Annotated in this window: 24 protein-coding genes; 13 read left to right on the forward strand and 11 right to left on the reverse strand. The window is 50.6% G+C overall.

Translation table 11 applies throughout. The features are described from left to right. Positions 1-9: 9 nt before the first annotated feature. The 6 genes from MRJ96_09145 to MRJ96_09170 all read right to left on the reverse strand — a co-directional run bounded on the left by MRJ96_09145 (position 10) and on the right by MRJ96_09170 (position 6,067). A complete protein-coding gene (locus MRJ96_09145; protein MDR4501598.1) occupies positions 10-2,208 on the reverse strand; it encodes a hypothetical protein in 2,199 nt (732 codons plus the stop codon). Between the two features lie 10 nt (positions 2,209-2,218). Further along, the gene (ftsY, locus tag MRJ96_09150) at positions 2,219-3,148 is read right to left on the reverse strand and encodes a signal recognition particle-docking protein FtsY (GenBank protein ID MDR4501599.1); all 930 of its coding nucleotides are present in this window, start codon (positions 3,146-3,148) and stop codon (positions 2,219-2,221) included. An 11-nt stretch (positions 3,149-3,159) separates the two neighbouring features. Continuing rightward, the gene (gene ybeY / locus MRJ96_09155; GenBank protein ID MDR4501600.1) at positions 3,160-3,609 is read right to left on the reverse strand and encodes an rRNA maturation RNase YbeY; all 450 of its coding nucleotides are present in this window, start codon (positions 3,607-3,609) and stop codon (positions 3,160-3,162) included. Between the two features lie 72 nt (positions 3,610-3,681). After that, the gene (locus MRJ96_09160; protein ID MDR4501601.1) at positions 3,682-4,731 is read right to left on the reverse strand and encodes a PhoH family protein; all 1,050 of its coding nucleotides are present in this window, start codon (positions 4,729-4,731) and stop codon (positions 3,682-3,684) included. A gap of 40 nt (positions 4,732-4,771) precedes the next feature. Then, positions 4,772-5,602 (reverse strand): bifunctional DNA-formamidopyrimidine glycosylase/DNA-(apurinic or apyrimidinic site) lyase, encoded by an 831-nt coding sequence (gene mutM, locus MRJ96_09165; protein ID MDR4501602.1) that lies wholly within the window; start codon positions 5,600-5,602, stop codon positions 4,772-4,774. 48 nt (positions 5,603-5,650) lie between these two features. Further along, complete coding sequence (locus tag MRJ96_09170; GenBank protein ID MDR4501603.1) at positions 5,651-6,067, reverse strand: dual specificity protein phosphatase family protein; 417 nt, start codon at positions 6,065-6,067, stop codon at positions 5,651-5,653. A 268-nt stretch (positions 6,068-6,335) separates the two neighbouring features. Between MRJ96_09170 and MRJ96_09175 the strand changes: the two genes are divergently transcribed. From MRJ96_09175 to MRJ96_09225, 11 genes are all read left to right on the forward strand, one after another. Beyond that, positions 6,336-6,686: a hypothetical protein gene (locus tag MRJ96_09175; protein MDR4501604.1), complete on the forward strand. Its 351-nt coding sequence runs from the start codon at positions 6,336-6,338 to the stop codon at positions 6,684-6,686. A gap of 30 nt (positions 6,687-6,716) precedes the next feature. After that, positions 6,717-6,923, forward strand: a complete 207-nt coding sequence (locus MRJ96_09180) for a hypothetical protein (GenBank protein MDR4501605.1) — start codon at positions 6,717-6,719, stop codon at positions 6,921-6,923. A gap of 264 nt (positions 6,924-7,187) precedes the next feature. Further along, positions 7,188-7,820: a hypothetical protein gene (locus MRJ96_09185; protein ID MDR4501606.1), complete on the forward strand. Its 633-nt coding sequence runs from the start codon at positions 7,188-7,190 to the stop codon at positions 7,818-7,820. A gap of 111 nt (positions 7,821-7,931) precedes the next feature. Next, positions 7,932-9,677 (forward strand): OmpA family protein, encoded by a 1,746-nt coding sequence (locus MRJ96_09190; protein MDR4501607.1) that lies wholly within the window; start codon positions 7,932-7,934, stop codon positions 9,675-9,677. A 24-nt stretch (positions 9,678-9,701) separates the two neighbouring features. Then, positions 9,702-10,199, forward strand: coding sequence for a GTP-binding protein (locus MRJ96_09195; protein ID MDR4501608.1), 498 nt, complete (start codon positions 9,702-9,704; stop codon positions 10,197-10,199). Beyond that, entirely contained in the window at positions 10,200-10,568 is a 369-nt protein-coding gene (locus MRJ96_09200) for a hypothetical protein (protein MDR4501609.1), read from the forward strand. A gap of 155 nt (positions 10,569-10,723) precedes the next feature. Next, positions 10,724-12,490, forward strand: a complete 1,767-nt coding sequence (locus MRJ96_09205; protein MDR4501610.1) for a sigma 54-interacting transcriptional regulator — start codon at positions 10,724-10,726, stop codon at positions 12,488-12,490. Between the two features lie 135 nt (positions 12,491-12,625). Next, a complete protein-coding gene (locus tag MRJ96_09210) occupies positions 12,626-13,681 on the forward strand; it encodes a DUF481 domain-containing protein (GenBank protein ID MDR4501611.1) in 1,056 nt (351 codons plus the stop codon). Positions 13,682-13,904: 223 nt separating this feature from the next. Continuing rightward, entirely contained in the window at positions 13,905-14,351 is a 447-nt protein-coding gene (locus tag MRJ96_09215; protein MDR4501612.1) for a response regulator, read from the forward strand. Positions 14,352-14,982: 631 nt separating this feature from the next. Further along, complete coding sequence (locus tag MRJ96_09220) at positions 14,983-15,375, forward strand: response regulator (GenBank protein ID MDR4501613.1); 393 nt, start codon at positions 14,983-14,985, stop codon at positions 15,373-15,375. Between the two features lie 565 nt (positions 15,376-15,940). Next, a complete protein-coding gene (locus tag MRJ96_09225) occupies positions 15,941-16,369 on the forward strand; it encodes a hypothetical protein (protein MDR4501614.1) in 429 nt (142 codons plus the stop codon). Between the two features lie 231 nt (positions 16,370-16,600). Here MRJ96_09225 and MRJ96_09230 read toward each other — a convergent pair whose 3' ends face one another. The 4 genes from MRJ96_09230 to MRJ96_09245 form a co-directional block, all read right to left on the reverse strand. Next, positions 16,601-16,849, reverse strand: a complete 249-nt coding sequence (locus MRJ96_09230; GenBank protein MDR4501615.1) for a GlsB/YeaQ/YmgE family stress response membrane protein — start codon at positions 16,847-16,849, stop codon at positions 16,601-16,603. Between the two features lie 47 nt (positions 16,850-16,896). Beyond that, a complete protein-coding gene (locus MRJ96_09235; protein ID MDR4501616.1) occupies positions 16,897-17,565 on the reverse strand; it encodes a DUF2959 domain-containing protein in 669 nt (222 codons plus the stop codon). A 106-nt stretch (positions 17,566-17,671) separates the two neighbouring features. Then, positions 17,672-18,088: a DUF2780 domain-containing protein gene (locus MRJ96_09240; protein MDR4501617.1), complete on the reverse strand. Its 417-nt coding sequence runs from the start codon at positions 18,086-18,088 to the stop codon at positions 17,672-17,674. A 74-nt stretch (positions 18,089-18,162) separates the two neighbouring features. Further along, positions 18,163-20,622: an ATP-binding protein gene (locus MRJ96_09245; GenBank protein ID MDR4501618.1), complete on the reverse strand. Its 2,460-nt coding sequence runs from the start codon at positions 20,620-20,622 to the stop codon at positions 18,163-18,165. A 543-nt stretch (positions 20,623-21,165) separates the two neighbouring features. Here MRJ96_09245 and MRJ96_09250 point away from each other — a divergent pair. Together MRJ96_09250 and MRJ96_09255 are read left to right on the forward strand one after the other, a co-directional pair. Then, on the forward strand, positions 21,166-21,459 hold the full coding sequence (locus MRJ96_09250; GenBank protein ID MDR4501619.1) for a type II toxin-antitoxin system prevent-host-death family antitoxin: 294 nt from the start codon (positions 21,166-21,168) through the stop codon (positions 21,457-21,459). After that, positions 21,456-21,878: a type II toxin-antitoxin system VapC family toxin gene (locus MRJ96_09255; protein MDR4501620.1), complete on the forward strand. Its 423-nt coding sequence runs from the start codon at positions 21,456-21,458 to the stop codon at positions 21,876-21,878. The genes MRJ96_09250 and MRJ96_09255 overlap by 4 nt, the downstream gene beginning before the upstream one ends. Positions 21,879-21,898: 20 nt before the next feature. On the opposite strand, the gene MRJ96_09260 is transcribed toward MRJ96_09255, so the two are convergent. Next, entirely contained in the window at positions 21,899-22,315 is a 417-nt protein-coding gene (locus MRJ96_09260; GenBank protein MDR4501621.1) for a secondary thiamine-phosphate synthase enzyme YjbQ, read from the reverse strand. Between the last annotated feature and the right edge of the window lie 18 nt (positions 22,316-22,333).

Here is a 22,333-nt window from a genome sequence, read left to right on the forward strand (position 1 = left end):
GACAACTCCTTAGGCTGCTGGTAATGAGATATCAAGATGTTTCGTTGCCGGGTCGAATAGTCCCCGGTCGATGACCTTACCGTTTTCAAAGATCAGATAGCTATCCCATCCATAAAAGAACAGCAATCGCGCCACGCGGGCAATGGCCGAGGGCGACCCGCCGGAAAACAGACTTACGATATGATCGGGATTATCGGGATGCACGCACGAAACCAGCCAGGCCATATGCGGTCCCGCGTACTTTTTGTCATGAATCATGATCCAGTCTTGGCCAACATGCAGAAACTTTTCACATCCCGCAAGTCCATGTTCGGCCAGACGCTTGGTGGTCGGATAGTCGAGGATGAGCAGTGACCGGTCAGTTGGCAGTGTGTCGCCGTAGGAGGATGGTTGGAGAATCTCCGTGTTCTGCGCCCGGAGGCGTTGAAGAACCATCTGATAGGTCGAGGTGTTGGCTTCATCCAATATGACAGATTGCCTGGAGTCGGTGACCCAGGCATTCAACATGGGAGGAATCTGGCTGCGCGTAAGTCGTTGCAAGATCATATATGCGGGATCGATCACCACGCGAACAGGCCGGCTCGGTACGGAGAAGCGAAACGTTTCTTCGGAAGATGTCAGTTCGGTGATGGTCTGATGTCTGGTTCCGTCTGCAAGATGAATGACGGTGGGGAGACGAAGTCGATAATACGGCGCGTGTTGTGACAGGCGAAGTTGGAGAACGGAGTGACCAGGATTCTCGACGTCCGTCTGCACTGAAAACCAAGCAATATTGATTGAAGGCGCCCCGGCGCGTTCGACCCATTGTTGAAAAAACCACTGAAGATTCCGCCCGCTCCTGCGGCTGAAGACGTGCTCGATAGTATGCCAATCGACATGCCTGCCTGTCCAATCCCTGACGAGTTGCCGAATGCCGTCCCAAAAGTATTCGTCCCCGACTTCCTGCCTCAGCATGTGAAAGACCAGGGCCGTTTTCTGGTAGCCGATGGCATTGTCGATGCGCGTTTCTTTGTGATGAAATCGTCGAATGGCATATTCATGTTGCGCATCGGTGTATAAATTATACTCGAACAGCATGTGTTCGCGTTGGTGTAACGCGGCTTCCGAGGATGTCCGGGCTTCTTCGTAGTAATAGTTGGCCAGGTAGGTTGTGAGTCCCTCAACCCAATTGCCTTCCGAGAATCGATTGTAGATGGAGTTCCCGAACCAAGAATGCACGATTTCATGCCCAAGGGAATAGGGCTGTGTGTAGCCACGTTTGATGATTTGATTTCCCAGCAGGGTATAAGAAGGGAGTCCGAGTCCTGCCGGAAAAAAGTTCTCAACGACAGCAAATTGGGAAAAGGGGTAAGGCCCCAATAATGTGATATAGAAATCAAGATAGTGAATTGTCGCGTCAAGGTATTGTTCGGACAAGTCGCCATCCTCAGGGAACAAGTAGGTGGCAATCGTGATTCCCTTCCATATGCGTTTTTGCACATCAAACCGGTTGGCGACGAGTGTCAACGCTTCGCTAGGAGTGGTGATTTCCCATTCAGCGATCGTTTGGTCATGGGCCGTGTTGTGTGACACTTCTGTGCCTTGAGTGACGGTTTCCCATTCAGACGGGACGGTGGAATGTACGTGGAATGTGGCAAGCACGCCGGACATCGTCGGGTACCAGAGCGTTTCTGACGTGAGATACACGCCTTCAGGTCCAATGTATCCCGTTGTTTTGTCAGGAGTCGTGAATCGAAGGCCTGGAATTTCCGTAGGCTGGTCCGTAACGGTACCATGGTAATGAACGGCGATGGTTGGAGTGGGGCCAGATTGATGGCCTTTTGGTAGGGGAATCCGGATACGCCATCCTTCTTCCGTAGAGTCAGGACGTATGAGTATATCGGTGAGAGGGAGAGGCAGGTTATTGAGGCGAACATGATCAATATTGAAATTGGGGTTGAGAGTGAATTCCAGTGTTTCAGGCAAGGCGGTGCTCGCAGGAAACGTGATCAGATCCTCAGCGGTCAACCTATGGCTTTGCGGGTCGATGGCAATGGTGAGGTTGTGGTGAGGAACGTAAGGTGGCGTTGCCCATGTTGAGTCGAGGTGAGCGAAAACGCCGATGAGCCCCAATAATACCAAGAGGCTCATAGAGCGGAGGGAGCGCATGTTGCGTTGGCGATGCCGGAACACGAGATTGATTGATCGTAGAGTGAGTGAGCGTGGCATGTGTGACAACTTATGGTTTGGAGATCTCATCCATGTGCAACAGGGCGTCGACAAATTCATGGGCTCGAAAATCCTGGAGATCATCTTCTCCTTCGCCTACTCCAATCAGTCGTATCGGTATCTGTAATTCTTCTGCGAGAGCGACGACTACTCCTCCCTTTGCAGTCCCGTCGAGTTTTGTGAGCGCAATCCCGGTCACTCCTAATGCCTCATGAAACTGTTTCGCCTGAGTGATCGTATTCTGGCCCAATGTCCCATCGAGCGTCAGAAGGACTTCGTGGGGGGCGCCTGGAAGTTCACGGGCGATCACCCGTTTCATTTTCTCGAGTTCCTGCATGAGATTGACTTTTGTGTGAAGACGGCCAGCGGTATCGATGAGAACCACGTCGCTTTTTCGAGACTTTGCTGCCGCCATACCGTCATACACGACAGCGGCCGGGTCCGCTCCCTGTTGATGGCGTATCACTTCAATGCCGATTCTATTGCCCCAGGTCAGAAGTTGTTCGGTGGCGGCGGCCCGGAATGTGTCAGCTGCGACGAATAACGGTTGGAGATTCGCTTGCTGAAATTTCTTTCCCAGTTTGGCGACTGTCGTGGTTTTTCCCACACCATTGATGCCGATCGCGAGGAGAACATAGGGGCGTGGACCGTGTCGAACCAAGTCCTCCAGAGACGCCGAAGGTATGGCATCGAAGATTTTCACGAGCGTGTCTTTGAACGGTTGGAGAGGATCGCTGGAATCGGTCGACACCCCCTCGGTACGAATTTGCTCGAGCAAGCGGTCGACGACACGAACGCCAACATCCGCACTCAGCAGGGCTTCTTCAACTTCTTCAAGCACGGCTTGATCAGGCCCGGAACTGATCAGACGCCTGAGCGACCCCTGTACACTTTTACGGGTCTTTGTCAGTCCGTCTTGTAACCGTTGCAACCAACCCATCGAAAATGATCCTATCCTAGAATTTTAGGGACCGGGCGCAGTGAGTGAAGAATCGCACGTTCTTTGCGGCGCATGCGTTGAGCTTCCCGTTTTCCGCGTTCATGGTCGTAGCCCACTAAATGCAAGATGCCGTGCGTGAGGAGCTGGGCAAGTTCTTGATCGACGGAATGCCCGTAGATTTTGGCCTGTGATTCCGCCATCGGAACCGAAATAATAACATCACCCAACAGGGGAGTGCGTGGTCCGGGTCCTTCCCAAAGGGGAAACGCCAGAACGTCGGTGGGCCTGTCGAGTTGACGATACCGTTGATTGAGCGTTTGCATACGTCTGTTGCCGACGAGTTCAAGGCCAAGCTCAGCCTCTCCAGCACCGGCTTGTTCAAGGATGAGCTGTGCCACGCGGCGAAGGGTACGTGTCTTGATCGGTGTTTGGCGGAGTCGATTACGGAGGATCACGGACATCAGTCCGGTCTCTGTCTTCTGGCCCCGGCCACAAGATCCTTATCATGTTTCATGGAAGAACAAAAGAGGATGTTACGGTGTGTCTTGCGTGTGAACTTCTTGCTGTTCATAACGATCATAGGCCTTAATGATGGCTCTCACGAGCGCATGCCGAACGACATCTTGTTCAGTGAAATGAATAAACTTTATGGCATCGATGTGCTGAAGAATTTCTGCAATTTGGGCAAGCCCGGAGGTTTGGCTGGACGGCAGATCAACCTGGGTGACGTCTCCTGTCACGACGGCTTTTGAGTTGGTTCCAAGCCTGGTTAAAAACATTTTCATCTGTTCGGCCGTGGCATTTTGTGATTCATCCAGGATGACAAATGCGTCGTTCAACGTACGTCCTCTCATGAAGGCTAGCGGTGCGATTTCAATCTCTCCCCGTTCCACTAAGCGGTTTGCTCGCTCGATATCCATCATGCTGTAGAGCGCGTCGTACAATGGGCGAAGGTAGGGATGCACCTTTGCGATCATATCGCCCGGTAAAAACCCGAGCCGTTCTCCGGCCTCGACCGCAGGCCGGGCTAGGACAATTCTACTGACCTCCCGCTTGTTGAATGCCGCGAGGGCCATGGCCATGGCCAAATACGTTTTTCCGGTGCCGGCGGGTCCGATGGCAATGACTAAGTCGTATTGCTCAATGGCCTCGATATAGGCTTGCTGTGTGGGAGACTTCGGGACAATTCCACCACGACTCAAGGAGGAGTTCATGAGCGGTGAATCGAGCGAAAATTTCTTAAGAGGCTGTGGGGATTCGGTTTCTGAAGCGCGCAGCGCGCGCGTGATGTCATCTGGCTTGATTTCATAGTAATCCCGGGTCCACTCCCCGAGTTCATAAAGGATTCGCTCGGCCCGCATGACGGCGTCAGGTTGGCCATGTATGGTGATTTCGTCGCCTCGAGCGGTCATATCGACATTCAACTCACTCTCGATCATCCGTAGGTGTAAATCATGAGGGCCAAATAAATTGGCCAGGTCAACGCCTTCTTTAAGCTTCAGTTTTCTCACGTGTGGATAGGAATGACACGTCCTTTGTTCGAGTTGCAGCCGAAGTCTAACAGAGGGTTTCTGATGAGACAAGATTTTCTCAATCCGGGTTTTCGGGGGTAATCATGTGGGATTATGATCGCTTTTGACAGCTCGGGCAGACAAACGAGCTACGGGCCGTGGGCAGTCGTTTGATCGATGTAAGACAGCCGCGAGGGCAGGGGAGCCCGGTTTTTTGATAGATCTGATGAACATTTTGATACTGTCCGCGCCTGCCATCGGGAGCGCGAAAATCCCGTATGGATGAGCCTCCGGACCGGATCGCTTGTTCAAGGATACGTTGGGTCGATGTATAGAGTCTGGCGATCGTCGGTCGTGATAAGCGGTTTCCTCGCGCGTGAGGATGCACGCAGGCATCGAAGAGAATCTCATTGGCATAGATGTTTCCGATTCCGGCGAGTTTGTGCTGATCGAGGAAGAAATCTTTCATTCGTCCTCGACTCGTCTGGATGAGTGCGTGAAATGCTTGTGGTGTGAGCTCGAATGGGTCCGCCCCGAATCGACGTTGGACGAATTGAGTGAGCCCCTCGTCATTCAATAAATACACCCGTCCAAACCTGCGAGGATTCCAGTAGTGCAATTTGGTTTCTTGTGGTCCTCTCAGCGTGAACGTGAGGTGAATGTGTTTTTCATACCCTTGGCTCGGTCGCTCAAAAAGGAATAGCCCGGTCATACCGAGTTCAGCCAGGATGTAGCGGGTGTCCAAGGCTTTCTTGCAGGTAAAAATAAGGCTTTTGCCTTTTCTCGCGAGATGCGCCACGGTCGCGCCGTGATACCATTCATGGGAGGAGTGTCCGGTTCTGATGATATCTGACCGTTTGATGTGAAACTCTTGGATGGAACTGTCGAGAATACATGAGCGAAGCTGTTGGAGAACCACTTCAACTTCAGGAAGCTCTGGCATGGTGTGGCAACGCGTCGTGATTGAGTGGAACGGTGCTGGCTTAGTGTCTCAGGCGGGTTTGGCTCGTCGCTTTTTCACCTTTTCGATCGTCTGCTCAAGACGAGGCAGGGGAGTGGTTCCCTTGCGGCGCTCGCGGACGAACTCTACCGCTTTATCAAAACTCATGCCCTGGACACAGCAAAGATAGGCGATGACGACCGAGACAGAACGGCCCATACCTGCTCGACAGGCCACGAGAACCTGATGTTTCGGGAGATGGCGTTCAAGCCAGGCGATACCTGACTCGATGTCCATCGGGACCGCTTCGGTATATTCCCGAAGCGGAATTCGCCCTAGAATGACTCCCTGAGGAAGAGGGGCTAATTTGCTTTCAAGAGCCGTCCAAAGCAGAGCTGAAATATTCGGCGGAGGGGTGTGGGCATCATCGATATTTCCGATGTACAGTGAGCCGAGGATGTTATCCATGTAACGGTGCTGTGTTAACCATGTAACGGTGCTGTGTTAACCATGTAACGGTGACAAGAGGTTTTCTCAGAGCGTTTTTAACTTGAAAAGCCGACTTTCGGCAAGTTTTGTCTTACTTCTTGCCAGGTCTAAGAATACTTCCCGATATCCGGCAGAGGCAAAAGTTGCAGAAGGCCTAATGGGCACCTATACTACAGTATAACTTTATGTCCTAATGGCAAGCGTTTGGCGTTCGTCACGTCTGGTTTTTCCCTGGAATCACGCTGATATGACCGTGCAAGAAGTTGAGCATCGACTTGGGCAGGTCAAGTGTGCGATCTGTAAATCAAACCGCTTTGGTATTGACAGTCGGACTGTGCATGATGGTGACGAATGGAAAGCCATCTGCCGGGATTGCTACTATACGTTTCCGGTTCATACCGACATGGAGTTCTATCTTCAAACGCAGCCGGATGTTCCCTATCGGCTTCGAGATATTGCCTGTCCATACTGTGAACAGCGCGGCGTGAAACTCAACTTTCGAATCGTCATGTCCGTGCGAGAATCTATTTATTTCGTCACTTGTCAGAATTGTCAGAAGGAATTTCCTGAACGGTCATCACTCGAAGCTTTTGAATAACATACATCTGGACGGAACGAAACAACTCTTATGGACGACAAAAAAGAAACCCCTCCGACTTCCGCTCCTGAGGACCCATCGTCAGCTCCTGCCGACGAAAACCTCAAAACTCGAAAAGAAATAAACGTTGTCTCCGTACCCAATGATCGCGACATGATCGCTCAAGAGATGGCGGAACTTTTCGAAGAAGATCAAGTCACTCATCAGCATGGCAGTAGCGAGCCCGAAGGCGATTAAGGTCTCTGCATAGAAACAGCTTACCCTGCCCTGATTTCTCATCGTTAACAACACGTACTCTCCCCACTTGTGATCAAAGGTTTTCGTTATTTTCTTGGTCTTCTCTAGCCTAGCCATTCTCTCATTATCACCGGCTGACTTGTCCCCTCCACCCTTAAGTGATAGGATGTGGCTTCTTTTATAGGCATTTATGGCTAATGAAAACGTGGTGGGCGCCGTGAGAAATCGTCAACGAGCGGGCCCAAAATAAGGGGGATAGGGAACATGAACCCAACTCGCAAACAAGAGCCAAGTCAGTTGAGAATGTCGGTATCTACCAGGAGTTCTGAAGATGAGGGGGGGCAGGTCAGGACCGCGGTTCCGGAGGAGTCTGCCAGTGCTGAAAGTTTAGACACCGTCCGTGATATTCTGTTCGGAGCGCAAAGTCGCGAGTATGAGAGTCGATTCGCTCGCTTGGAAGAGCGGCTGCTACAAGAAGCTGAAGACTTGAGGAATGACCTGAGAAGCCGTTGCGATTCACTAGAAATGTACATCAAAAAGGAAGTCGAGTCGTTGACTGGGCGGATAGCTCAGGAGCAGAAAGAGAAATCTGAATCACTGAGGGCACTAAGTCAAGAATTGAATGTTCTGGGGAAACAGATTCAAGACCGAATCGATCGATTGGATGGTCAGACGACTCACGGCCACCATGAGTTACAACAACAAGTCCGAGATCAACGGACAGCCTTGTCCGAAGACATTCAACAAAAACACGCGGAACTGTCGGGTCTGTTGGATAAAGCGATGAAAGAGCTTCGTGCCGAAAAGCTTGATCGCGTGGCCTTGGCAGAGATGTTCATGGAGTCAGCTCTACGATTAAATCAGGCCTTCAAACTTCCAGAAAAAGACGAATCATAAATTATACGGATCCATGCTTTTTGTCGTCAGGCTTCTTTGCAGTGCCGCAGGGATTGAAGAATTCATCGGATATTAGAAAGGACCGTGAGACGAACGTAGTGTCAACTCATTATGGCTTCTCCTTCTCATGGGACGACAACGAGCCCTTCTCACAAAGGGACTGATCCGGCTTCCCGGGATCTCACAAAGTTACGAACACTCCTGCTCGCTCCTGAGCAACGACAACTCGAGAACATACAAAAAAAAATAGACTCGCTCTCCATTGACGAGAAGAGTGTCGGGCGCATTTTGCCGAATGCCATCATATTGCGCTCTCAACAGGATTCGCAGCTCGCGAAGTCCCTGTCTCCGATCATCGAAGACAGTTTTTCCCATTCCATTCAAAAGTCTCCTCAAAAGATTGCCGATGCTATTTCACCAATCATGTCGCCCGCGATTCGCAAGGCTATCCTCGCGGCGTTGCGTGGGATGGTGCAGTCGCTCAACCAAACATTAGAACACAGTGTGTCTCTCAAAGGGTTGAAGTGGCGAGTCGAAGCGTTTCGCACCGGAAAACCGTTCGCGGAAATCGTTCTGCTCCATACGCTGCGTTTCCGTGTGGAGCAAGTGTTTCTCATTCACCGTGAAACAGGCATTCTGCTTCAGCATGCGGCTGCAGAAATCGAGTCGATACAAGACGAAGAAGTCGTTTCCGGTATGTTGACGGCCATTCAAGATTTTGTGCGAGATTCCTTTGGCGGAAAGCAGGCTGATGTCCTGGAGTCGCTTCGTGTCGGAGAATTGACGGTTTGGATTGAACAGGGCCCCCAGGCTCTCTTGGCCGGAGTGATTCGGGGGAATCCTCCCCAGGAATTGCACGAAGTTTTTCAGGACGCCCTTGAGACGATTCATGTCGAATGCTCATCGACTTTTGACCGGTTTTCAGGAGATGTGAGTGCGTTCGATCGGGCGCGCCCTGATCTGGAAGACTGTCTGCAGGCGCAATTTCAAGGGAATTCATCGAAGCCTTCCTTCCTGCTCTTAACTTGGCTGGGTCTTATCGGTGCCGGACTGGTCTGGTGGGGGGGCTTGGCTTACATGGAACATCAACGGTGGGCACAGTTTCTCAAGCAGATTGAGCAGGAGCCTGGCATCATCGTGACCTCGGTAAGTCAAGATCATGGAACGAGTATTGTCAATGGTCTCAGAGATCCTCTTTCGGTCGAACCAGCCGAACTCGCCAGACAGGCTGGATTGTCTCCTGAATCCATCGAATTTCGGTTTGAGCCCTATTTTTCGACAACCCCGGAATTTCTGGAATTGAGAGCATTATCTCTCTTGCAGCCGCCACCATCAGTCAAGATGACCGTGGAAAACGCACATCTTCTGGTCTCCGGTAAGGCTCCCCACGACTGGGTGCGTCGCCTGGAAAACTTTTCTCAAACCATTCCAGGACTCACGAAAGTGGTTACTGAACATCTCATTGATACAGATGTGGAACGTTTTGATGCACTTCGTGGGAAATTAGAGAAGACTCACATTTTCTTCTCAAAGGGCAGCTCCCATTTATCTGGACCTGAGGCAATGGATCTGAACAGCCTTTCTCAACTCATTCATCAACTGGACGATTCAGCCAGAAATCTCAACCAACTCGTGAGGGTGGAAATACGAGGACAGACCAGTCAGGACGGCTCGTTAGAGACGAACAGGAAGCTTCGGCTTGCTCGGGCTTCTTCCGTATTACAGAGTCTCAGGCTTTCTGGTTTAACCAATACGCAGGTTGAAGCCGTGGGGTCAAAAAGTGATGATTCCAAAGAGAAAACGATCGATCCTGACTCGTCTCGGCGTGTCTTGTTCAGGGTGAAATTGATCAAGTGAAAACTATGGAGGCCAAAAAAAACGATGATTCAGAAGAAAGTGTGTATGTTGGGAGCTTTTGCCGTAGGAAAAACGAGCCTGGTGAGGCAATATGTTTCAGGGATTTTCTCAGAAAAATATCACACAACCGTCGGCGTCAAAATCGATAAAAAAGTGGTTGAGGTGGATGGCCAGGAAATGACCCTGATTCTATGGGATTTACATGGAGAAGATGAGTATCAAAAGATTCGGGCATCATATTTGCGGGGATCATCGGGATATTTGCTCGTGGTCGATGGGACTAGACCAAAAACTTTAGAAGTAATGGAAAATCTTCATCGAATGGCTGAGGAACAACTTGGTGTCCTGCCTTTTGTGGTGGTCTTGAATAAAGCCGATGTCTTGGATCAATGGGAAATCAAGAAAGAAACGATCTCGACGTTAGAAGCGCGGGGGTGGGTCGTCATTCAAGGAAGCGCAAAAACAGGAGAAGGGGTGGAGGAAGCTTTTTTGGCCCTTTCTCGTCAAATGGTTTCTCTGTAAATGGAGTCGTATCCCTCACCTATCGAAACCTATCTTCGTCAACAAATTCTCGCATGTCGGCACCCGGCTTTCTTCTATATTAGTTCTGAATGTCAAACTCTCGAAGTGGGTGGTTCGTTAGCTCACTATGGCCTGCAGTATTGTCGAGTGGGGCAATGTATAACCGATCGCGTCTGTTTTTTGCACGGTCTGATCCCACTCTATGGAGAGTCCATCATCATTCCCCTTTTGCAATTTAATGTCAGGCAGTATATCGATGTCCATTTATTTCCTGGAACGACAGGTGACTGGGTCTTATTGCTTGATACAACAGATCAGGCGCTGCAACAACAGCGGGTGCAGCAGTTAGCCTATCGGGAGTCTTCGTAGGCTCATCTCTGTAGATTTCCCGCAATATCTTTCTTTCAGGCTCTGCCTTGGATCGTCATGAGTTCTCAAGGCGTTTATTCATCGGCTGGCGGAACTGCGAAGGTTTTCATCATATACACTGTTCCTCGTTTCTGATGATGAACGACTCCTCTCTCTTGACAGCGCTCACTGAGGCTCTCTCCATCCTGGTTTTTAGGCAGGAGCGGTCTTCACAGGACTTTGATCCGGTCGGAACAATTCCAGAATGGACGCGTCTGTTGACCGGAAAAGCTCAAGAGGAGGCTGCGGATCTTTCCGCCATTCTTCTCTCGCCATTTCTACAACATTTTTTGAAAGACGTCCGTGCATTGTTCACTTCACAATCCAAAGGCAAACTGACATCAGGAATCTGGAGCGAGCGGGGTGTAGACGATCGAGACTATCAGTTCGAAGCGGTCGCAGTCGCAGGCCTTGACTGTCACCTCTTGTTGATCCAACGGCTCGGAGACGAGGGGATAGATATCCAACAGGTACTCCAGACAGCGAGGGAACGTGGCTTACAGCATCATCACGCGATGACGGAACAGCAGAGAGTTCAGCGAGTCCTGGGTGGCCGGCTGGAACAGAGCGAACAACTTCGCGATGACTTAGTCGCGATACTCGATCGCTTGCAATTGGGAACAATCATGACCGATCAGAGCAGGAAAATTTCCTTTGTCAGCCAGACGGTGCATCGACTTCTGGGGATGGGGAAGGCAAGTGTGATCGGACTTCACTGGAAGGAGCTTCCTGTCTTTTCGGTTGAACAGCGAGCGGCGCTCGAAATGATGCTGGCCCGTCCGGCTAGGGAGCGAACCAAAGTCCCCATCGTGGTCGAACAGAGAAAAGGAGGGCGAATCTCGCTTGAAATCGATATCCAGGAAGATCCGCGCAACGCCGATCGAACAATCTTTTTTCTCTATGATGTTACGGAGGTGGAGGATCTACGAGGAGAACTTTCAGAAAAAAGTCGGTTTTTTGATCTTGTCGGAAAGAGCCGAGCAATTACGGACATCTACAAGCGAATTGAGGATATCGCTCCCGTCGAAGCCACGGTTCTTATCGAAGGCGAGACGGGCACGGGCAAGGAGCTGGTCGCGCGAGCTATCCATGAAGCGAGTCCTCGACGGGACGGTCCTTTCATCGCGGTGAATTGTGCCGGGTTAACAGATTCACTCCTCGGGAGCCAGTTGTTTGGGCATAAACGAGGGGCCTTTACCGGAGCGACTCATGATCATCAGGGCTTTTTCGAAGCTGCGCAAGCGGGCACCCTCTTTCTGGATGAAATCGGTGATATGCCATTGAGCATCCAAACGACTCTGCTTCGGGTGCTCCAGGAAAAAGAGATCATGCGCTTGGGAGAATCACATCCCCGAAAAGTGGACGTTCGAGTCGTCACGGCCACACATCAAAATCTCGCGGAGCTGGTCCAGACTGGAAGTTTTCGAGCGGACCTTTTATACAGGGTTCGAGTGGCAAGATTGTCTCTTCCGACGTTACGGGATCGGCGGGAAGATATTCCTCTTTTAGCGGACGTCTTTTTCCGGCAGGCTCGTACGGTGACGAAAAAAATGGATATCCAGGAAATTAGCCCAGATGCGATGCAGCAGCTTTTACGGTATCGATGGCCTGGAAATGTGCGTGAGCTGAAAAGCGCATTGGATTATGCCTTCATCCATAGTCGAGGACCGGCCATATTACCTGCAGACCTTCCGCCAGAATGTTTTGAGGCGCCAATGAGCGTCTCGACCACTCTCGACCCCGAACTTGATGAGCGAGAACAGATTCTTGCAGCTCTGAAGCGCGCCAAAGGCAAGCGAGCGTTAGCCGCCAGAATGCTGGGGATGAGTCGCTCCACCTTCTACCGTCGTTTGGAGGGTTTCGGTATTTCCTCCCAGGAATAATAGACCGAACCCCAAATCTAGATTACCCTAAACTTAGAGCAAACAGTAAGCCGAAGAATAAAGAAATGGTGCGCTCTGAACAATATGACGTCACCGATATGCACACGGACGTGTGATTTATCAACAGGAGGAATTATGAAACAAGGAGTATGGGGCTGTGTTGTGTTGCTCGTGATGATGCTGGCGCTTCCCGCCCACGCTGGGGTCATCGCTCAGGTCGATCTCAAGGATGGAAGCCGCTTACTGGGCGAAATTATCGACATGACTGACGGGAACTTGAAGATGAAAGCGGCGTTTAGCAAAAGTGACCCCATTAGTATTCTTTGGAGTGAAGTTGTTGGGATAACGTCTGAAGAGTCCATGAGCTTTGTCCTGAAGGACGGGATTGTCCTGAACGGAAAGCCCAAGATGGTCGAACCCGGCAAGTTAGAGATGCAAACGACGATCTTGACACGTCCACTTCCTGTCGATGTGCATTCGATTCTTGCCGTGAATCCTCCCGAAAAAAAAGCAGTCGAATTTACCGGCAACCTCAATTTTGGCGGTTCTATTAACTCCGGAAATACCCATCTCAAGAATGCGAGTCTTCTGGGTGAGCTCGTGGCTCGGAGTGATCGGATGCGCCTCACCTTACAGGCTCGGTGGATCTATGGGGAAAATGACAACACCATCATCGCGCGTAATGCGTATGGGCTGATCAAGCTTGACTTCTTTATCACCAAGCGTTTTTACGCCTATACCAGCGCGATTTTTGAACAAGATACGTTTCAAGACTTGCAACTTCGAACCTCGATCAATGCAGGACCCGGGTATCAATTTATCGATGTGGGAGATTTTACGAGCCCCTATTTGAAGGATATGAAGCTCAGCGCTGAAATTGGTTTTGGGTTCTTTAATGAAGATTTCAAAGTGGCTGAAGATAAAAGTTATGCGACCGGTCGATGGGCCGTAGATTTTTTGTGGCCCGTGTTGCCGACTGTCACGTTCTTTCACCAACATCAGGGATTTCCTTCTCTGGAGGATACGAGCGACTTTTATGTGATCACTCAGCAAGGCGTCCGGGTCAAAGTGTGGAAGGACTTTATTTCAAGTCTTCAGATCAATTGGCGGTATGACAACACACCTTCTCCAGGGAATAAAAAATCAGATTTTCTCTATCTCCTCACGTTGGGGTATAACTTCGTATCTTAACGCGTGGTCGCAAGACGTCACCTTCCCTACCTCCGTTTTTTCACTAATTCTCTTTGGTACACATTCTGAGACAGTTGACTGTCTGAGAATGTGTGCCAGGTTCATGATGCCAACAAATGGTCTTTATCTAACTCATTGAAAGAAAAGGAAGTTGTTTTGGCATTATATTTGACTATCTCTGACGAAGAGGGATGCATAGACGAGACTGGTAGGGGAGGCCGTGATGGGAGCAAAAATTGTGGACGGTCACCAGAGTTTCAAGGGGACAGAATCAGAGACTTGTCTTATGCGTCGTGTTGTGATTGTCGAGGATGATCCGATCGTGCTTCATTTTCTCCATCGTATGTTGAGTATTCAAGGTTATGATTGCTTGGCCTTTCAGCAAGAACAAGAGGCGCTTCAATGTCTTCGAGCTCATCGGCCGGCGCTGATTATCACGGGTGATCCAATGCCGTCGATGACGATTGTGCAGTTCTTGGAGCATCTCTACGGTCATGGTGATGATGCACCGATTCCAGTGATCCTGTTGACGAACAAGGACGATCGGCATGATGTCTCTCGCGATGAGGCCAAGCGGTTGGGTGTTCAAACGTTTCTCGCTAAACCACTTGATTATCGAAAGATCAGTGTTGCCGTTGAAACCGCCCTTCCCGACAGGTTACGGCGGTAAAGAATTGGAATGTGTGTGGTGGAAGAGAGCGGTGCATCATAGAGATAACAAAATAGAGAAAACAGAGAAATCAAAGGTTGAGGGGCGATTGTCTCGGGTTTGTTGACCGTCTTATCGGGAAAGGACAATAGAGGGGGTGCTTTTCTGTAGGACAGTTTTGAACTCAGATAATCGTTCCTCTTTTTTTGAGGTTCAAGGTCTGAATTTCATTCAACGAACATTCCTTTTTCTTCGCAATTTCTCGGGCTTCCATCGCCCCGATTTCTGAGAGGGCACTCATATGCTCTGGTCCAGGATACGCATTTTTCTCCTTTAAGATAGCTTTCTTTCTTCCTACTCACAGTATACCACCATTATTCATTAACAACGATTTGGAACAGTTCTGAAACACTTCTGTGATCATCAGATGAGTTCTACATGAGTTTTTTTGGACCTGCCATTCATAACTCATTGGCTATCAAAAGTTTTTTCAGAAAGTGACTATGGCATGGGGATTGATAGTCTAATCATTGTATGAGATGAAGCCATGGTTCATCCAAAGTGAGGATTTGAATGAGCCATGATTGAATAGGGGAAAATATCGCGAACGGGTCGGCAAGCAATTGCCTATCATGAGCAGAGGAGTCAACATATGAAACGTCTTCTAATTGTCGATGATGAACAGGATCATCGGTTGGTGTTGCAAGACATGCTTCAAAGTCACGACTATATGTGTGATGAAGCTAATGACGGCATCATGGCGGCCGAAAAACTGTTGAGGTACTCGTATGATCTGGTGGTGACCGACTGCAATATGCCCAGGATGGATGGTCTGCAGCTTATCGATTACATGTCTGACCATCCGAGTCTTCGCACGCTTCCGGTCATCCTTGTCACCGGCGTGATGCCTTGCTTGAGTGCGCGGGTTCGGGGCAACACAAACCTAAGAGCTGTGCATACCAAACCCTATGACATCAAAAGACTGTTGGCGTCTATAGCCAAAGCTTCTCATGAGGCAGCATGCGAAATCCCATTAGCTGGATAAGCACAAGATCGCATTGATAGAATGTATCGCCATGAAAGGAATGATAGTCTAGTGATCATGAATAGAAAAGATATGGAAATTATTCCTCTTGTCCTAGCTTGTTTTCTGCTCATGCTCCTCGTATGCATCGTGTGGGAGCTGCAATGAGACTTTCCTGTGTTTCCACAGAACAGCACGAACGGCTTTAGAGTGAGTGACGGAGATAGTGGTCTTGTGTCGGGAGAATGATCGAATCGGGTCACGGTTCCTGCTACGAATCCGCTGAGCTATAAGATGACCACCATACCCTGGCTTAGCCACACAGTCGACGATCCATTTCTGTTGGCCGGCGGCGGCTCTCTTCAGTCTCTGTGAGATGATCGTGTGCGTGATGATTTTCTCTGCGGGAACCTGGCTGAGGTCATTTGAGTTATAGCGAATCTAAATACGTGCCAATCGATACAGACGACAAACCCCGCGCGGTACGACGTTGAACCAGACGGAAGTTATTGGAAACGGCTATCACGAACAAACCTGTCATTGGTTAGTGGAGTAGTAGATTATCGTAACAACGAAAGACCAGCAAATGCGCACTACCTCATCACTCAACAGTCTAATCCTGACGTGTTGTGTGCTCTTTTCCGGGTGTTCATCGTCCAAGCCTGTTCTATATCCTAACCAAGCCTATCAAGAAGTCGGGAAGGAGAAAGCCGAACAAGATATTGCGCTGTGCGAGGAATTGGCCGAGCAATACGTTCAGCAATCCAACAAGGGAGAACAGGTTGCGGGGAAAACGGTGATCGGAGGAGCGGCTGGAGCGGCATCAGGAGCCGTTGGAGGAGCGATCACCGGAAATGTTGGAGTGGGAGCAGCCGCTGGCGCGGCCGTTGGTGCGACGTATGGGTTGCTGCGAGGGATTTTTGCTTCCGGAGGTCCGGAAGCCAACCCAACGTACCGTAAGTTTGTGGATCGTTGCTTACGCGAAAAAGGCTATGAACCCATGGGATGGGACTAGAAGGCATGTAATCTACATGCCAATTGGAAGACCTTATCTTCAAGGTAGGATGTCCAACAATGGCCATGAGCGTCTCAACAACCGCCTCCTAGGACGCTTGTGATTGAAATATCAGAAGCCGTCGGACTCCAATCTAGCCTGTCTGTTCATTGAGCCTCAAAGCCATCAACTATCACGTTCTAGGACACCTCCAATTCATCATATGTTTAAGTAGAGAAGGCAAAATCGGCGCTACCCTGTAATCTTTCGATACCCAAACAGTAAGAGCAGTGCTCCGCCGATGGCGATGCCAAAACTCCGTAAGTCAAACCCGGAGATATCCCCATAGCCCAATGACGTGCTGATTCCTCCGCCGACTACCGCTCCGGCAATGCCGATTAAGATTGTGATGATAAACCCGCCAGGGTCTTTCCCCGGCATGAGAATTTTAGCCAAGATCCCGGCGATGAGACCAAAAAATATCCACGAGAGAATGCCCATATCACTTCTCCTGGTAGATGGAAGTGGCGAAGTGCTCTGCGTATCAGCTATTGCTCCTTCGCCATCGTGGTAATAAACGAGTCGGCTTCTTTAATCGAAGCCTCCATATCCTTGATGAGCGAGGTGATGTCACTTTCGACCGCGACCAGCTCGTCTTTCAATGACGCGATCGCCTTGGCGTTAAGATTATGCTTTAGGAACAACACTTGATCTTTAAACGATGCCATGACGGGGTCCATCTTTTTTTCCGCACGTTTCATGGCTTTGATCAGTTGAGCATATTGTTTGCGAGTCTGATCCAGTTTTTGTTGGCTCGTACGACGTAAGTTGGCGTTCGAGTATTCCTGAAGCTCGGCTTCCCATTCAGCGAACAGGGCTTCAGAGACATCCTCAACTGACGCGACTCGATTATGAACGGCCTGCGCCTTGGCTTCGCTCTGTTCGTATTCGGCGCTCAGCTTGTCATACTTTTCCTGCAGATCGCCGCCTTTAAAGTTCAACACCGACGAAAAACGTTCTAAGGCTGATTTGAATTGTTCCTTCGCTTCGGACTGGGCGTCACGAGCTTTCTCGACATCGGAAACAAGAATGTCCCGTTTGTGATAACCGATTTTCTCCATGGCTTCGTAATATACGGTTTGACAACCCATGATGGTGAGCACCATGACGCACACGAAGTAGAAGCGGAGGATGCTTGGCAGCTGACGTGTTTCCATGAATGAAAGTCTCCTGGGAAGATAAACGAATGCAATCGTCGCCGTTGCATTCACGTAGTCGCGGTCGCTGTTTCCTGATCGACAAGGCATCTGGGGTGGTGCTGTGCTAGGAATAAGTGCTGATGACCTTTTCGAGCAGGCCTTTTAGACTGTCTCCACCCTGTTTCTGGACGTATTCCAGGACTTGAGGAACAAATTTTCCGATCATTTCTGAATCAAGACCCAGTTTCGAAAACCCACCGGCTAAGGCCGCCAGTGATCCGAGTCCACCGACATTTCCTCCCAGGCTGGACGCAATGCCGCCCAAGATACCCATCACGCCTCCTCCACCTTCTCCCCCGCCGCCAGTCGAAGGCGCTGCGCTCATGAGATCGCTAATGCCGGGTATGGCGTTGGCAATTTGTTGGAAATCGCCAGCTTCAAGTTTTTCTTTGGCGAGATTAAACAGCATGCCGGCTCCACCTTTGGCTTGATCCTCGGTTACGCCTAAATTACTCACTAATTGTTGAATGAGTTCCATCATAATGGCCTCCTTTGGAATACCACGATATAGAGGGGGTCATGAACGTTAACAGAGAGGGTGACCGGTATTGTAAGCTATTTCCAGGCTGGAGTCATGTCTCCAGACGAATCCTGCCAGAAGGGGACCCAAGCAAGAGCCAGAAGCTTGATGGAGATATTGGTTTTTGTCGGACGAATTGAGATGGATTCAAGAGCGCCGGCATCTTCTTCCCATTTTGCTGCAAGCTGGCTCTTGTCCTTTTGAAATTGAGCATCGAGCGCGAGCATGCGTTCTCGTAGGGCCTCAACGGTATCACCAGCCCGCGCGACGTCTTTGGCTTCCTTCATGGACCGGCCAAGGCCTCGAATCGCCGTCGTGGCCTGTCCCATCGATGAACGGCTTACGGTTTTCCTTCCCAAAAAAACCGATAAGAGCGTCGCGCCGAAGGAAATGGCCGTTTGCATTTTTTGTTGTTTCGCCTGTTCGGCCTCCCGCTCGACCGCTTGTTCCGCACGGCGAATCTGCTCTTCCAGCGCTGCGATCTTGGGCGCATACTTTCTTCGCAGTTGTTCGATGTCTTCATCGCGTTGTTCATGGGCGAGTTGTTGGACGCGAATGCGAAAATCCCGTTCCGATTCATCAGGTTCTGAAACGGTGTTGAGAGGAGGACTTTTCCAGAGTTCAAGGGTCTTATTCCGGTACACCCAATCTTTAAGCGCCTTTTCCCACTTCTTGTACTGTTGGACCTGACCGGCCGCTGAAGCCGTGGGAGAATACCTGACGTGATCCTCTGGCGACTTCTCAAGATCGTCGAGGTCAATCTCTGTTTCTTCCATTTCATTCCAGTCCACCGGAAGAGGATCGTCCGTGATCGGAACCAACCCCGTGAGTTCTCGTAACACGTCTACGTTGGTCTTGGATTGCAAGTAGTGAATCGACGCAGACCCCAATAAGCGCGGTTGATAGACGAGTGAACCGTCTTCCGGCTGCGAGCAGCGAGTGGGGAGATACAACTGGAGGATCTCCGAAGGCAAGATGGGTGGTTGGGAGGTTCCGAATTCTTCCCCAGAGGCAGCAGATCGCGTTGGCGTCGGCTGATCGGAAGCAGGCTCAGCGAATTGTTCTCCCGTGGAAAGTTGAGCCTTGTACGGGTCCATCAACATTTTGACCTGCGATCTGGTCAGCGGCCCACGCAAGTACGAAAGCGCCCATCGGGTCTCAAAAATTTCTGGAGCGTCTTCGTGAACGTTGTTCATCAGAAAAACACGATTGCCCAATCGTGAAAGGGTTCGCTCCATCTGTTTACGATTCATGGTCTTCCCAGCCTCAGAGGCGGCTCCTTCCAAGCCATCCAGAACACGGGCCATATCCCGCTCGGTCTGCAAGCGTCCGATGAACCACGTACCGGCGTTGCCGAGACCCTTGTAATCGAGGTCTACGGGGTTCTGGGTCGCTAGAACGGTTCCCACGCCGAAGGCGCGGGCTTGTTTGAGTAATGTCAGCAGCGGGGCCTTGGATGGTGGATTCTTCACCGGCGGAAAGTACCCGAACACTTCATCCATGTAGACAAGGGCGCGAAGACTCGTGGTTCCTGACTGCGTTCGCATCCAACTCACCATTTGACTCAACAGCAGTGTGACGATGAACATCCGCTCGGTGTCACTGAGGTGCGCGATCGAGAAAATCGCCATGCGGGGTTTGCCATCAGGGGTGTAGAGTAATTGATCGATGTCCAGGGGCTGGCCTTCAAGCCATGTCGAAAATCCAGGGGCGCCCAATAGATTGTTGAACCGCATGGCGAGCGCAAAGCGATCTTTAGCCGGGAAAAATGCCTCGACATCCAGGATGCCGACTTTTTTGACGGGTGGATTCTGGATGTGACCGATGAGCTGCGCGAGGTCAAGGTCGTGGCCTTGAGCCCAGACATGTTTGAGGATGGTCGAAAGCAGGATATGCTCGCGGCTTTGCAGTGGATCAGCCTCGATGCCGATGAGGCTCAGGAGGCTGGTCGCCGTCGAACTCAGCCGTTCGCTGAGGAGTTCCGTGTCTTCCAGGATAGCCGGTGAAGGCGCCGCGAAAGACTTCAGGATCGAAATCGGGAGTCCTGCCGTGCTCCCCGGCGTGTACACGGCAAAGTCAGCAGCCTTGCGCAAACGTGCGATGCGTTCTCCGCTTTGTTGCCAGTAACGCAGCCCGTTCTTCCATTTCTCAGCTTCTTGTTGCGCATATTCGACTCGCGACAATCCTTTTTTTTGCGCGTCCTCTTCATTGACCCATGGCTCAAAGTCTTGTCCCCGCAGTTTCGGAAACGTCAGAAGCAGATTCGAGAGATCGCCTTTGGGGTCGATGATGAGAGCGGGGATGCCGTCGATGGCGGCTTCTTCGAGTAAGCCGATGCACAGGCCCGTTTTTCCACTGCCAGTCATGCCCACGCACACCGCATGAGTGACGAGATCTTTCGAGTCGTACATCGTGAGCCCTGGTCTGGGCTCTTTCTGTTCCAAATCGTACGGGCGCCCGAGATAGAACGCGCCCAATTTCTCAAACTCTTGCATGCCTTGAATCCTTTCGCCGACGTTCTTGGATGTTGGAGGGGATGCGGGTTTCGCCAATGTTCGCTACGGCAGATGCATTCCATCATAACTAAAGATGAATTCTCAACTTGGACACCTATCATCGAGATGTTGGAAGGTTGAAGTCGCCAATGGAAGTGTGGCCGTGGGTTGCTTTTGTGACGTGGCACAATCGTGTCCAAGGACACCTATCATCGAGATGTCGGAAGGGTGAAGCTGTCAACGAAAGTCTGGCTGTGAGTGGCTTGCTCGACGTGGCACGATCGTGTCCAAGGACACCTATCATCGAGATGTCGGAAGGGTGAAGCTGTCAACGAAAGTCTGGCTGTGAGTGGCTTGCTCGACGTGGCACGATCGTGTCCAAGGACACCTAAGGTTGTGCAGAAAATGTGAGTCAATGAATCATGCAAATAAGCGTAGTCCGAAAGATACAGGAAAAGGCATGCAGGCCTGATATCGTGGCAAATCTCTATTAGTCATATTATAATGACTAGTATGGTCAAATAAATTCGTAAGGAGCGTAGGATGAAAACCACACCGGTGTCTGAGTTAAAAGCTAGGTTAAGTGAACAGCTCTCTAGAGTAAAAGCAGGAGAAGAAGTCATTGTAACAGAGCGGGGTAAACCGATTGCGAAAATCGTTCCTCTTGATGTTGGGAAACTCGGTCTATCCGCCCGTGTATCGACATTAGCCAGAGATGGGCTTATTCGGCTAGGTGCCGGAAAGATTCCGAAAGATGTGTGGAAACTTCCCCGTCCTCTCGATAAACGTGGTCATGGGTTGAAAGCTCTTTTGAACGAACGAGAGGAGGGACGATGAAATTTTGGGATACCTCTGCGTTACTTCCCTTATGTCTGAAGGAGCCTTGGACGGTTCAAGTGAAAAAACTGATCGAACGGGATGACGATGTGGTGGCCTGGTGGGGATCTCTCGTTGAAGGATATTCAGCATTTGCCCGTCTTCGCCGTGAAGAGGTATTAACGGAGAAGGAGGAGCTTCAGTCACGGCAGATTCTTAGTCGTTTAGCAGATCTGTGGACAGAAGTTCGGCCGAGTAACCCTGTTCGCGATCAGGCTGGTCGTGCGTTACTTCTTCACCCCCTACAAGCGGCAGATGCATTACAATTGGCTGCGGCTTTAGTTTGGTCTGGCCACCAAACTGCGAATGTAGAGTTTGTCTGTTTAGATCATCGATTGCGCGAAGCTGCGTATCGAGAAGGGTTTCAGGTTCTCCCATAATCAGTAGTGGTTTCTAGAAACTACCCATCCTCAACATCTCGAATCACCGTACAGACAATTCGTCGCTCGGATCGCGGACCATCGAACTCACAAAAAAAGATATTCTGCCAGCGGGAGAGGCCGAGTTGCCCATCGATGATGGGAATGGTTTCTGAGGGGCCGACGAGTCCGGCTTTCAGATGCGCATCACCGTTCCCGTCTTGTGTGTCATGCAGCCATACGCCCGCTGGAATGAGCTTGCGAAGTAAATTCATCACATCTAGCGGGATGCTGTCGTCCCAGTTCTCCTGAATCATCATGGCTGCTGTCGCCCCTTGCGCGTACACATGCAGAATCCCCTGCTGCACGTCGCTTTCTTCAAGAATGGCACGCACCGAGGTCGTTATATCAATCAGTTCTTCATGTTTGGTTGTTCGTAAGGTGATGAACTCGCGCATAAAGAGAAAAGGGGGCTA

The organism is Nitrospirales bacterium (assembly GCA_031315865.1).
Taxonomy (GTDB): Bacteria; Nitrospirota; Nitrospiria; order Nitrospirales; family UBA8639; genus JAGQKC01.